Below are 13,049 nucleotides of genomic sequence, written 5' to 3'. Positions count from 1 at the left end.
GGGGCCGGCGACCAGCGGGGAGGTGTGATGAGCTTCGTCATCTGGCTGCTCCAGATCGTGCTGGCGGCCACCTTCATCCCATCGGGGATCTCGAAGCTGCTGCTCACACCGACCCAGCTGGTCGATCGCGGCCTCGACTACGCCGAGGACTACTCCTACCGGTCACTCAAGACGATCGGCGTCCTGGAGGTCCTCGGCGGAGCGGCGCTCGTGCTCCCCACCCTGTTCGGCGTCCTCCCCACCCTGGTCCCGCTCGCCGCCACCGGGCTGGCGGCGTTGATGGTCGGCGCCGGGATCACCCATCACCGCCGGGGGGAGCATCGCGTCATCGCGGTCAACGCGGTCCTGTTCACGCTGGCCCTCATCGTGGCGGTGACCCGGTTCGGCCCCTACTCCCTGGGGTGAACTGGTTTCACGTGAAACCGGGCCCCGCACCGCGTCCGCACGAACCCCGCACCGCCACCACGACGGCCGGGTAGGACAGACCGGCCGGCGGGGTCCCTCGGCCTCGCCGGGACGGGGACCACCACGGAGGTGGGCGAGGGTCGACACCACGTGTCCACACCACCCGGCCGGTGACCGCCCTCCCCCGGGCCCACCCGCCAGGCACACCTCAGACGGGCAGCGGCCGGTCCCCGATCCCCAGCAGGGTCCCCGTCACCGGCTGCTCGGTCTCCACATAGCAGACAGCCGAGTTGTGACCGGCCTGCCAACCCTGTTCGGTGGGGATGCGCCGCACCGTGCGGACATCCGCCCGCTCGCTGATACCGAGGTAGTTCTCCACGGCCACCGCGCAGTGGGGGCTGGCCACCTCGTCGATGTCCGACGAGTCCGGCAACTGGTCCATCGGCGAACCGAGCGGGACCGTGCCCGGCACGGCCTCACCCCGGTGCGGTTGGTCGCACGGAACGATCCGGATGGACTCCTCGCTGGGCGGTCCCTCGGTGCAGATCTGGAACTCGTAGAAGGGTTCGCCGACGAGCGCTCCCCGCAGCGAACCGGTCCGCTCCACCGGCTCGGCACCGTCCAGTTCGGTGACGCCGCAGACCAGCCACCGCTCTCCCCGGGCCCAACCCGTCTTCGACGGCCAGACCGTCCACGGCGCGAGTCGGGTGGCGTCCATGTCCGTGCTGCCCAGGTACTCGGCGGCCGGCTCACCGCACTGGGTGAGGGACAGGCTCAGCAGCTGCTGGTCGTCGGGACGTTGCCTCGGCAGGTCGTCCGGGAGTTCCAGGACCTGAGCCACCTCCAAGGTGTGGGGTCGCGAGCAGCCGACCGAGTCGAAGCTGCTCTGGTCGACGACCACACAGGCCCCGGGTTCCGGCAGGTCCTCGGCGCCACGCACGTCCGGTGGCAGGACGGCGGGTTCGGTGGCATCGTCGGCGACCCCGGACCCACCGGTCGCCGCCGCCGTCTGGCGGGTCTCCCCCGCCGCGTCGGGGGGCGCGGACTCCGGACCACTGCAGGAGGAGAACGCCACGCCCAGAACCGGGAGCAGCCACAACCGTCGCAGCACCGAGTGCCCAGCCACGCACATCACCCATTCCCTGTCCGTTGACCGAACGGTATCGCCCGCCCCCCGGCACGTCTCCCGACGGGCACCCCGAGGCCGGAGCGCGAGGATCGGAACGGGTCGGCGTGGCTCCGCCGCGAGGTCGACGCGGCTCCGCGCCCCGGTCCCGGGTCGTCACGGGTCGGGGTCTCCGCATACTGGCAGGCCGCACGACCGATGACCACACCCCGGGAGGAGTATTCGCCGGTCGGGCGTGGCGGCCGGCCCCGCGGTCGCGGGCGGGCCTGGGTCGGCGGCCCGCGGTGGTCGGGCGGTCCTGTTCACACGGCCCGTCCCCCAGCGCCCCGAGGTGAGCTCTCCGGCGAGGTACCCGACGACGGTTCAGAAGGACCGCGACGCCAACTCGTGGACGGGGGACCGCAACATCGTGGCTCCCTCCTCCAACAACACCGCCAGTCGGTCCGCCGCCTCCCCACCGAACCGCACCCGCCAGTCGGGGACGCGGTCGCCGTCCAGCCACAGGACCACTCCGGACACGGCGGCCGCCAGGTACAGCCGGGCGACGACCGCGTACGGGTGCAGCACCGTCACGGCGGACCGCACCCGGCCCCGGATCGCCGAGGCGGCCTGCTCGGCCTGACCGCGTTCGAACCCGATGGTGCCGAGCATGGTCGACGCGAGTCGCAACACGACGAGCTGCTTCTTCGGGCCGATCTCGACCATGCTGGTGACCGGACCGGTTTCCTCGTCATACCCCTTGAGGTGGTGGAACCAGCTGAATCTCGAGGAGTCCGCGGTAGGCACCAGGTCGTCGGCCGCGATGGGCATGTGCTGGGTCATGACGCCTCCCGGAGGTGCGGACGGATCGGGATCGCGGGAACCGGTGGCAGCGGTACCACCGGGCTCGTCCGGAGATCCGCCTCACCGACCACACCGCTCGACGCGAAACTCACATCACGGTCAGTATCGTGCGGTCTCGGGGACGACTTCAGCGATTCCACCCGGCGGTGCGCGATGATCACGCGTTGGCAGGCCGGGGTGGCGGTGGGTAGCCAGCTCCCCGGCCGGGTCCGCACCGGTCGGCTGGCGCGGGACCCTGCTCGGGCGAAGCGCCCGTCCCAGAGCCGCCGCCACCGGGGATCTCATCCCACGGCGGGGCGTTCTCGTCCCACGGCCCCGAACCGGGGGTCGCGAGCGGGCGAAGCCCAGCAGAGGAGCCGAACGTCTCCTCCTGGGTGGCGGTGCCTCCGCCACGTCGGGACAGGGCCCGGATAGGCGTCCCCGCCGTAGTGCCTACCCGCACCACGCCTCCAGCCGAACGCGCACATGGCCACCGGCTGTCAGCCGATGGCCACGTACCCGCTGGGAGGGCTGGCACGAGCGCCAGTCCCAGCGCACGAACGGGTGGGATCAGAGTCGTCCGTCCGAGCTCATGTCCTTGGGCTTGGACGGCGAACCCGGCAGGCACTCGCAACCGTCGCCCTCACCCGGCTTGCCGGGCTTGCCGGGCTTCCCCGGCTTGCCGGGCTTCCCCGGGTCGCTCGGGTCACCGGGGTCTCCCGGGTCGCTCGGGTCTCCCGGGTCGCTCGGGTCTCCCGGGTCGCTCGGGTCACCGGGGTCGCCCGGGTCACCCGGGTCACCGGGGTCGCCCGGGTCACCGGGGCCACCCGGGTCGCCGGGCAAGCAGGGTGAGCACGGCGCGCAGCCGCACCCTCCGCCGGAGACCGACGATTCCGAGGTCTCCGAGGTCTCCGAGGTCTCCGAGATCACCACGTCGAGCAGTGCGTGGACGACCTTGTCCCCCACGAGGTGGACCAGATCCCCGACGCTCTGCAACGCGGCGACCTCGTCCGCCAGCAGGGTGACCTCGTAGCGTTCCTCGACCGAGCGGCTGATCGAAGCCAGATCCTCGGCTGTCGCGCCGAGGTCCCGACGCAGGTGGAGGGAGTCGTCGATCTCCCGCCTCGGAACGGCGAGACGCGCGGAGATGATGCCGTGCACCTCCTCCCGTACCTCGTCCAACAAGGGTTCTCTCGGGCGCGCGTCGTGTCTCGCCACGGCGGAACCCGCGTCAGACCGTGGCGAGCTCGTCCCCACACCGGACACCGGGGTGCCGGCGACCTCAGCGGCCGGTCCCTCGGCCGCCGCCGCCGACGTGAGCGGCGCCAGGAACAGGCTCGACGCGGCCGCCGCGACGGCGACTACCAACTCCTTGCGAAACTGCCACACAGGTTCTCTCCTCTCGGTGGGCAACCCATCCAGATACTCCGCGTAGCGGGACAAGCGCGCTCCGTGACGCCCCTGCTTCCACGCCAAGGGGTGAGCGCCACTAACACTGGTGGTGGCGACCAATGGCCACCACCAGGCACTTCCGGACCACACGGCTCTATCCACCCGTGTGGGAGAAGGCTTTCGTTTCATCGGACAGCGCATTCCCGGCCGCCGCGCGAGGCCGTCCCGTGCCGAGCCACGGTCAAGGTGGTGGGGGACGTCCCGCACGGGTCGTCGCTGTCGCTCCGCGACGGTACGAGCTGGCCGGCACTGGCGGCACGCCGGTGGCCCAACGCCGGAACCCGGGCGCGCCAACGTCCGGTCCGCCCAGCACGGGCAACCCACCCCGGCAACGCTCGGCGCACCCGTGGTTCGGGATCCTCGACCAGGGGGAGCCTCCCGCGCACCCTGGGAGCCACGAACTCGGGCGGGCGTTGTTCCCGTCCGGCGTGCACGACGTCGTCCGATCGACGAGCAGGGCGGGGGATCGCCGGACACGGCCACGGGCAGGAAGTCCGGCGCGGCTCCTCGGCTGACGGGTACCGGCCGCCACCGCGCTGTCCTGTCGCCGTGCTGGGCGACCACGTCCGGTACCGGCGTTCGGAGCCAGGCGTCACACCCGCGACCTGGTGAACCCCGCGGGGACGCCTGACCGCCCGCATCACGGGGTCATCGGAGCCCCGGCCACGCCGGTCCTCCTGGCGACCACGGCTCCCGAACGAACACGGAGGTCCTGGGCTCGTGTGCTCAGGACCTCCGTACGCGTACCGGCCGGCCGGACCGGTGCCGGCACGCACGTCGGGGGAGAACCCGGGTTCACCCCCCGCTCACCACCGTCACCTCGCGGGCCGGGATGCCACCTCACTCGTCGCGCCGCCATCCGTCGACAGCGCGTCACCGTTCAGCACGGACACCAGCTTGTCCCGCACCAGCAGGACGAGGGATCCGACATCGCTGAGTTCCCGCACGTCCAGCTGGAGCAGCTGGACGCCGTAGGTGGCCTCCGCCCCGTCCACGATGCTGGCGGTGTCCTCCTCGGTGGCCCCGAGGTCGTCGACGAGGTGGTGCTCGTCCTCCACCGACACCGAGCTGATTCCCAGCTGGTCCGCGACGAGACCGTGGATCTGGTCGCGGAGCGTTCCGAGTCCGAGTGCCCTCTCCTCCTCGGCCAGCTCCCCGTGGGTCGACGTACCGGTTGGGGACTCGCTGGCCGTCGACCCGTTCACCGCCTCCGCGTACGCGGTCGGGGCGACGAGGACGGATGCGGCCGACAGGCCGATCAGCACTGACAGGTACCCACGACGCTGTCCCACAGTGTTCTCCTTTCCCACGTCCAACTTCCGCATCGATGCTCTGCTCTACTCACTCGTAGCGCCTGAGCACCGGGGCTGCTCCACTCCAAGGAGTGAGCCCGACACGCTTGCGCCGACCGGTGAAGATCGCTATTGCCGGCTCGTCCGTACCGCCGCTGGCGGGTCACTCCCCGACGAGGACGCCCATTCCCGGTCCCAGCGGCAGCTCGGCCACGTAGAAGAGCGTCAGGATCCCGAGCCACGCCACCCAGAAGGGGACGACGAAGGGGAGCATCCGCGCGATCACCGTGCCGAGCCCGGCGGTGGGCTGGTACCGGCGGACGAAGGTGAGCAGCACGATCACGTAGGGGTTCATCGGGGTGATCACCTGCGTGACGGAGTCGCCCGCCCGGAACAGCGCCTGCGTGAAGCCGGGCTCGAAGCCCACCAGCAGGAACATCGGCACGAACACCGAGGCCAGCAGCGTCCACAGGCTCGACCCGGAGATGATGAGGAGGTTCAGCACGGAGGCCAGCAGGACGAACCCGACCAGGGCCGGGTACCCCTCCAGCCCGCTGCCGCGCAGGAACTCCGCGCCGCGCACCGCGAGCCAGGTGCCGATGTTCGTCCAGCCGAACAGCGCGACGAACTGGCCGAGGGCGAAGGCCAGCACGATGAAACCGGACAGGTCACGCACGGCCAGCCCCACCAGGCGGGGGACATCGGCCGAGGTCCGGATAGCACCGGTGGTCGCCCCGTACGCGATGGCCGGCACGGCGAACGCCAGGAAGGTCAGCGTGGTGACCGAGGACAACAGCGGTGACGACGGCAGGTAACCGCCGTCCTCGGCGCGCAACGGCGACGAGGGCCACAGGGCGAGGGCCCCCAACATGACCACGAGGGTGAGCAGCGCGAGGCCGGCGGCGGCGAGACCACGCCGCTCGGCGGCGGTGACCGTCGGGGACACCTGGTCCAGGTCGACGGGCGGGTCCGCGGGGCCGGTGGGCGGGTCGTCCTCCACCACCGGTGACCGGGGGAATCCGGACCGCTCCAGACCCGGCTCCACGACCCGGGTGATGACCACCCCGACCAGCAGGCTCAGCACGACCGCCGAGACGACGTTCACGTAGTAGTTGGACAGGGCCGTCACCTCGGTGCCCGGCTGGGCCAGGGAGGACACGACACTGTTGGTGATGCCGGCGAACAGCGCGTCGAGGCTCGTGACCAGCACGGACGTCGAGTAACCCGCACCCGCGGCCGCGAAGCCGCCGAGCAGGCCGGCCACCGGGTGCCGTCCCGCCGCGCGGAACACCATCGCGGCCAGCGGAGGTACGACGATGAACACCGAGTCCGACATGACGCTGCCGGACACGCCCACGAAGCCGACCGCGTAGGGGAGCAGCCCCCGGGGTGCCCGGGCGAACGCGATCCGGACGAGCGCCGTCAACATCCCGGTCCGCTCGGCCAACCCCACGGCGAGCATGATCGTCACCACCGTCTCCATCGGGGGAAAACCGATGAAGTTGGCCGGCATCTCAGTGAACAGGAAGCGGATGCCCTCGGCGGAGAAACCGCCGCGCACCTCGGTGACCCCGTCCTCCCCCGGTACCACCACGGCGGCACCGAAGGCGGCCAGCACCGTCGAGACGACGCCGACCAGCAGGGTGAGCAGGGCGAAGAGCACGAAGGGCTCCGGCAGCCGGTTCCCGACCCGTTCGATCCACCCCAACACGCCGCCGACGCCGGCGGAGGTAGCCCCACCGCTCCCGCGTCCCCGCCCACCACGCGCCATCCGCGCCACCTCCCCGTGCCGTACGCCGGTGCACACCCTTCGGGTGGACCTGAGGCGCCACAAGGGAGATCACGAGCAATCAGCCGAACGTGGGTCCTCCCGGGACGGCCGAGGCGGACCGGGGGCCGGGACTGGTGGGAAGGCCGGCCCACGACGTCGGCAGGGGTCCAGGCGGGGGCCGGGGGCCTGGCGCGGCCCCGACCGAACCTCCGCGCCCACCGGGGGGCCGACCGGGGCGCGGCGGCGAACCACCGGGAGCACGGGGCGGTCGGAGCGGCGGGGGACGCGAGGCCGCCGAGGCCCGTCCCCACGCCGCCCAGGTCCGAGTCCCCGAACCGACGCGGGCACCCGGGGAACCACCACGGCCGGGCCGGGCGCGCACCAGGCCCCGAACGCGGGCGTTCCGCCAGGCGCCCCACGGGACGACGTCAGGACCGGGCCGTTCCGGTGCCCGGGCCGAGGGCGGGTCGGTCCGGCCCGTTCGGACCGCGACCGCCCCGGGCGGCGCGCCCCCAGGGTAGGAGGGGGGCCGCCGGTGTCCCCCAACCGGTCAGTCGAAGAACCGAGGAACGTCCAACGGGCCGCCGGCCGCCGCGAACTCCTCCTGGACCGCCGCGCGCAGCTCGTCGTCGGCGAGGTAGTCGACCGCCGTCATCGCGAGCCCGAAGGCGCCGTCGAGCACCGCCCGGTCCCCCGAAGGGCCAGCGGCGGCCTCCGCGAACTCCACGGTGTGCATCGAGATCGCCGGGTGGCCGATCGCGATCATGGGGTGGATCGCCGGCACCCGGAAGCTGAGGTTGCCCAGGTCAGTCGACCCGGTGAGGGAGGAGGGCACCACGTTCGGGGGCAGCGACCGTCGCCCCCGGCTCTCCTGGTGCGTCGCCCAGCGCCGGGCGAGGGCCTCGTTGAAGCGGATCGGCAGGTAGGGCGGCCGCTCGTCCCAGCGGAGTTCGACACCGCAGCCATGTGCCAGCGCCGCTCCCTGCGCGACCGCCGCCACCCGGCCCGCCAGGTCGCGCAGCGTCTCGGGTCGGGCGGACCGCAGGTAGAAGCGGAGTGCCGCCCGGTCCGGCACGACGTTGGGCCGGGCTCCACCGTCGGTGAAGACGCCGTGCGCGCGGTCGCTGTCGGGCAGGTGCTGCCGCAACGCGGCCACCCCCTGGTAGGCGGCCACGGCGGCGTCCAGCGCGTTCCGCCCCATGAAGGGCTGGGCGGACGCGTGCGCCGCCACTCCGTGGAAGACCATCTCCAGCTGACGACGCCCCAGGAAGGGGTGCATCGCCACGTCGTGGGAGAACGGGTGCAGCATCACCACGGCGTCGACGTCGTCGAGGACGCCGGCCCGTGCCAGGAACTCCTTGCCGCCGCCCCCCTCCTCGGCGGGCGTGCCCAGCAGCGAGACCCGGCCGCCGGTGCGCGCCACCGCCGGGGCGGCGGCGAGGAACGCGCCGACCGCGCTGGAGCAGATGATGTTGTGCCCACAGCCGTGCCCGATCCCGGGGAGGGCGTCGTACTCCGCGAGGACGGCGATGTGCGGGCCGCCGGTGCCCGAGGTCGCCAGCACCGCGGTGTCCAGCCCGCCGACACCGACGGTCACCTCGTGCCCGGCCGCGCGGACCAGCTCGGCGACGACGCCAGCGGACCGGTGCTCCTCGAAGCCCTCCTCGGGGTGGGCGTGGAGGTCGTGGCTGAGCGCCAGCAACGCGTCCTCGTGCCGCCCCAGCTCCGCGCCCACGAGCTGACCGACCTCGGTGTCCGCGCCGGCGAAGGGCGACGTCAGGGGTTCCGCCGCCGCGACGGCCCGCGCGGTCGCCTCGTTCAGCGCGCGCAGGTAGGTGTCGTCGGGGGGAACCGGAGCTGGGGAGGGGGTGGCTGCTGTCACGGCAGGCACCCTAACCCGAGTGCCACGCGTCCCAGCAGCCCGCGAGGCGCCGCCACCGTGGGCGGTCGGCCGCCCGCCGATCAGCCCGGCCTCGGCCCTGGCGCGGCGCTGGCCGGCCCTCCGGTCCAGGCGTAGCGTCGGACGCACCAGGCCCCGTCCGACCCGGATCCGGGAGGCGTGATGCGGTGGTCAGAGCGGACCGGCCCGACCCGGCCGGCGGAGGACCAGGACCGCGCTCGACGTCGGTCGTTGACCCGCCTGGTGGTGGGCCTCCTCCTCGGCGTGCTCGCGGTCGTCTTCATCGTGCAGAACCGCGACGAGGTGGCGATCCGGCTGCTCGTCCCGGTCGTCGACCTCCCGTTGTGGACCGCGCTGGCCGGCGTGCTGGTGCTGGGGATGCTGATCGGAGCGCTCTGGGTGTACCGCCGCTGACCCCGGATCACCACTCGGCACCGGAGCCGGTGGGGGTGTCGGACCGGTGACACCCCCACCGTTCCGGTCACCCGGTCGGGTCGCTCGGCCCGTGGTGGGTGGGGTCGAGCACCCTGCTGAGGAAGGTGCGGGTCCGTTCGTGGCTGGGTGCCCCGATGACGTCGGCCGGATCGCCCTGTTCGATGATCCCGCCGCCGTCCATGAAGACGACCTGGTCGGCGACCTCACGGGCGAACTGCATCTCGTGGGTGACCACGAGCATCGTCATGCCCTCCTCGGCCAGCTGCCGCATCACGCCGAGGACGTCGCCGACCAGCTCGGGGTCCAGCGCCGAGGTGGGCTCGTCGAACAGCATCACCTCGGGGTCCATCGACAGCGCCCTGGCGATCGCCGCCCGCTGCTGCTGCCCACCGGAGAGCTGCGCCGGCATCGAGTGTTCCTTGTCGGTCAGCCCCACCCTGGCGAGGTTGCGCCGGGCGACCTCCTCGGCCTGTTCCTTCGACCGGCGGAGCACCTTGCGCTGGGCGACCGTCAGGTTCTCCAGGACCGACAGGTGCGCGAAGAGGTTGAACGACTGGAACACCATGCCGATCCGCACCCGCGCGGCGTCGATGTCGCAGTCCGGGTCGGTCAGCTCGACCCCGTTGACCACCACGCTGCCGCTCGAGGGCTCCTCGAGGAGGTTGACGCAGCGCAGCAGGGTCGACTTCCCGGAGCCGGAGGGTCCGATGACGCAGACGACCTGCCCGCGCCTGACCTGGAGGTCGACCCCCTTGAGGACCTGGAGCGAACCGAAGCTCTTGTGCAGACCGGAGATCTCGACCACCGGTCGTGTGGTGTCGCTCATGCTCATTCCCTCCCTGGTCCCGTCTTCGCGCCCTTGCCGAACCGCCGCTCCAGGCGCCGGGACAGGTAGGACAGCGGAAGGGTGATCATGAGGTAGCAGAAGCCGGCCACCACGATCGGGGTCAGACTGCGGTCGGTGTTCAGGGCGTTGCGGGCGAACTGGGTCAGCTCGTGCTGCGCGAGCGTGCTGCCGAGGATGAAGGCCAGCGACGAGTCCTTGGTCAGCAGGATCAGCTCGTTGGTGAGCGGGGGCAGGATGATCCGGAAGGCCTGCGGGATCACCACGGTGATCATCGTCCTCGCCGGGCTCATCCCCAACGAACGCGCCGCCTCGACCTGCCCCTTGGGCACCGCCTGGATACCGGCGCGGATCGTCTCCGCGATGTAGGCGCCACCGACGAGCCCCAACGCCAGCATGATCGAGATGCTGCGGTCCAGGTTGAGTCCGAAGGCGTAACCGACCCCGACACCCAACGCGAGGAACACCAGCAGCGCCGGGAGCCCACGGAAGAACTCGATGTAGAGGGTGGCGATCCAGCGGTAGGGACCGACCGAGGACAGCCTCATCAGCGCGATCACCAGACCGAACGCGAGGGCGAACGCGAAGCCCATCGCGGTGTAGGTGATCGTGTTGACCAGGGCCACCGTCATGACCTCGGGGAACTGGTTGACGATGACGGCGGGGTCGAAGAAGGCCCGTCCGAGGCTGTCCCAGTCAGCGGCGAGAACGAGCACCAGCAACGCGACCACGAGGATGCCGTACTGGATGCCGCGGAAGAGCCGCGCCCGCTGTCGCTTGCTCATCCGTCGTCGGGGAGGCGCCGTGGGCGCCGGGGTTCGTCGGCCGGGTTCACCGGGCGGTTCCTGGTCCCGGTGCTGGGTGTCGCCCAGCTCGGTGTCACGCGACATGTGGTCAGTTCTCCAGAAGGTGCCGGGTAGGCGGCGGGGCCGGCGTCCACACGCCGGCCCCGGTCACGACGGGTCAGCTCTCGGGGTCCTCGGAGAGGGCGGGCGCGTCGGCGCTCTCGGAGGCGCCCGACGCCTCGGACTCGTCGGCGGCCTCGGACTCGTCGCTGGCCTCCTCGTCCTCGTCCACCGTGGCGTCGGTGCCGACGCCCTCCGGCGCCACGCCGAACCACTTCACGTAGATCTCCTCGTAGCGGCCGTCCTCCCTGGCCGCCTGGAGCACCTCGTTGATCCGCTCCCGCAGCGCGTCGTTGTCCTTGCGGACCCCGATGCCGTACTGCTCGTTCGTCTCGATGTCGGCGACCACGGCGAAGGTGTCGTTCTCGTTCGCCGCGTCGTACAGGACGCCGTTGTCGTTGATCCCCGCGTCGACCTCACCGGTCTCGACGGCCGCCAGCAGCAGCGGCAGGTCGTCGTAGCTGCGGATCTCGGTGCCGTCGGCCAGTTCCGCCTCGGCCCAGTCCTTGCCGGTGGTGTCGTTCTGCACTCCGACCGAGCCACCCGCGAGGTCGTCGACCCCGGTGATGCCCGAGTCGGCGGTCGTGATCAGCGCCTGCCTGGCGTCGAAGTACGGGTCGGAGAAGTCGAAGTTCTCCGACCGCGCGTCGGTGATGGTCATCCCGGCCGCGGCCACGTCGCACTCCCCGGTGTCCAGGGCCGCGCCGGAGGTGATGGTATCGAAGGAGATGTCGACGATCTGCTGCTCGAGCCCCAGGTCCTCGGCCACCAGATCGACGAGATCCACGTCGAAACCGACGACCTCGCCACCCTCGTTGAACTGGAAGGGCCGGTACGACAGGTGGGTGCAGGTCTTGAGCGCTCCCTCCTCGACGATGGGGACGCCATCCACCTCGACGCCCTGCTCACCGCCGCCGCACCCGGCGAGCACCAGGGCGAGGGCGGGGACCAGGGCTACCGGGGCGAGGGCTCCGCTCCGCTGTCCGCTACGACGACGCAATGTACTTTTCCTCGATTTCATCCGGTTGTGCCGATGGACTGGACGCACCGTAGACGGTGACGGCACGCCTGGGCGAGCGGCGCCGCCCAGGTCACCACTGGTTCGGTGTCACGCCGAACCACTTCCGGTGCAGTTCCTCGTACCGCCCGTCCTGGCGGATGCCCGCCAGGACCTCGTTCGCGACGGTGAGGAGTTCGGTGTTCCCCCTGCGCACGGCGAACCCGTACTGCTCGCCGGTGTCGATCTCGACCTTCACCGAGGTGTTCCGGTGGCTCCTGGCGAAGTGGTAGAGGGGTCCGTTGTCGGCGAGTGCGGCGTCGATCTCGCCGGCGCGCAGGGCCTGGGTCAGCGCGGGCAGGTCGCGGTAGGTGTGGATCGTGGGCGCGGCGTCGTGTTCGGTCGCGTACCGTCCTGCGTAGTCGGCGCCGGTGGTGTTCTCCTGGACTCCGAGTCTCCCCCCGCCGTGCAGGTCGTCGAGGCCGGCGATCGTGGAGTCCCAGTCGGCGAGCAGGGCCTGGTTGGCGTTGAAGTAGGGGACGCCGAAGTCGAGGACCTCCGCGCGTTCCTCGGTGATGGTCATGCCCGCGAAGGCGATGTCGCAGGTCCCGTCCTCGAGGGCCGCTCCGCTGGTGATGCGGTCGAAGGGGACGTCGACGACACGCTGCTCCAGCCCCAACCTGTCGGCCACCAGATCTCCGAGGTCGACGTCGAACCCGACGATGTCCCCGGTGTCGCCGTCCAGGGACTGGAACGGCTCGTAGGGAAGGTGTGTGCAGGTCAGCAGCGTGCCGGCGTCGACGAGGGTGACCGCCGGCGAGCTGGGCGTGGCGGCGTCGAGCGTCTGCCCCGGTTGCCCGCACGCGGCGAGCGCGGCGAGGGAGGATGCCACGAGGGCGATCGCGGACAGGCGACGCGTGTGCTCTGCCAAGGCGTACTCCCGAACACTTCCCGATTAACGGCGCCCTGCATCTTCGCACCGAACGGCGGAAAAATAAATAACCATCGGATGAACAATGGTGACGCGGAGTACGGATATCACGACCGACACCAAGAATGTAACCCCGAAAGGAGTAATCGAGCGTTTTCTTGCCACGAAC

Annotated in this window: 12 protein-coding genes; 2 read left to right on the top strand and 10 right to left on the bottom strand. The window is 71.4% G+C overall.

What is annotated here, in order from left to right; all coding sequences use genetic code 11:
• Positions 1–27: 27 nt before the first annotated feature.
• Positions 28–405, top strand: a complete 378-nt coding sequence (locus G443_RS16635) for a DoxX family protein (RefSeq protein WP_026417909.1) — start codon at positions 28–30, stop codon at positions 403–405.
• A 208-nt stretch (positions 406–613) separates the two neighbouring features.
• On the opposite strand, the gene G443_RS16630 is transcribed toward G443_RS16635, so the two are convergent.
• From G443_RS16630 to G443_RS16605, 6 genes are all read right to left on the bottom strand, one after another.
• Positions 614–1,531 (bottom strand): septum formation family protein, encoded by a 918-nt coding sequence (locus G443_RS16630; protein ID WP_162183679.1) that lies wholly within the window; start codon positions 1,529–1,531, stop codon positions 614–616.
• Positions 1,532–1,894: 363 nt separating this feature from the next.
• Positions 1,895–2,353: a hypothetical protein gene (locus G443_RS16625; protein ID WP_026417908.1), complete on the bottom strand. Its 459-nt coding sequence runs from the start codon at positions 2,351–2,353 to the stop codon at positions 1,895–1,897.
• A 570-nt stretch (positions 2,354–2,923) separates the two neighbouring features.
• Entirely contained in the window at positions 2,924–3,742 is an 819-nt protein-coding gene (locus G443_RS16620; protein ID WP_026417907.1) for an acyl carrier protein, read from the bottom strand.
• Positions 3,743–4,620: 878 nt separating this feature from the next.
• A complete protein-coding gene (locus G443_RS16615; protein ID WP_155886052.1) occupies positions 4,621–5,097 on the bottom strand; it encodes an acyl carrier protein in 477 nt (158 codons plus the stop codon).
• 163 nt (positions 5,098–5,260) lie between these two features.
• Positions 5,261–6,868, bottom strand: coding sequence for an AbgT family transporter (locus G443_RS16610; RefSeq protein WP_081715282.1), 1,608 nt, complete (start codon positions 6,866–6,868; stop codon positions 5,261–5,263).
• Positions 6,869–7,418: 550 nt separating this feature from the next.
• On the bottom strand, positions 7,419–8,750 hold the full coding sequence (locus tag G443_RS16605) for a M20 family metallopeptidase (protein WP_026417905.1): 1,332 nt from the start codon (positions 8,748–8,750) through the stop codon (positions 7,419–7,421).
• Between the two features lie 180 nt (positions 8,751–8,930).
• On the opposite strand from G443_RS16605, the gene G443_RS16600 reads away from it, so the two are divergent.
• Entirely contained in the window at positions 8,931–9,182 is a 252-nt protein-coding gene (locus G443_RS16600) for a LapA family protein (protein WP_051313573.1), read from the top strand.
• Between the two features lie 67 nt (positions 9,183–9,249).
• Here the strand turns inward: G443_RS16600 and G443_RS16595 are convergent, their stop codons facing one another.
• The 4 genes from G443_RS16595 to G443_RS16580 all read right to left on the bottom strand — a co-directional run bounded on the left by G443_RS16595 (position 9,250) and on the right by G443_RS16580 (position 12,880).
• Positions 9,250–10,035: an amino acid ABC transporter ATP-binding protein gene (locus tag G443_RS16595; RefSeq protein WP_372492983.1), complete on the bottom strand. Its 786-nt coding sequence runs from the start codon at positions 10,033–10,035 to the stop codon at positions 9,250–9,252.
• Complete coding sequence (locus G443_RS16590) at positions 10,032–10,832, bottom strand: amino acid ABC transporter permease (protein WP_026417902.1); 801 nt, start codon at positions 10,830–10,832, stop codon at positions 10,032–10,034. The genes G443_RS16595 and G443_RS16590 overlap by 4 nt, the downstream gene beginning before the upstream one ends.
• Positions 10,833–11,010: 178 nt before the next feature.
• On the bottom strand, positions 11,011–11,952 hold the full coding sequence (locus G443_RS16585; protein WP_245588715.1) for a transporter substrate-binding domain-containing protein: 942 nt from the start codon (positions 11,950–11,952) through the stop codon (positions 11,011–11,013).
• Positions 11,953–12,043: 91 nt separating this feature from the next.
• Positions 12,044–12,880: a transporter substrate-binding domain-containing protein gene (locus G443_RS16580; RefSeq protein WP_026417901.1), complete on the bottom strand. Its 837-nt coding sequence runs from the start codon at positions 12,878–12,880 to the stop codon at positions 12,044–12,046.
• Between the last annotated feature and the right edge of the window lie 169 nt (positions 12,881–13,049).

Source organism: Actinoalloteichus caeruleus DSM 43889 (assembly GCF_000429185.2).
GTDB lineage: Bacteria > Actinomycetota > Actinomycetes > Mycobacteriales > Pseudonocardiaceae > Actinoalloteichus_B > Actinoalloteichus_B caeruleus.
Note: the sequence above shows the minus strand (reverse complement) of the source record. Positions and strands in the feature narration are given on the sequence as shown.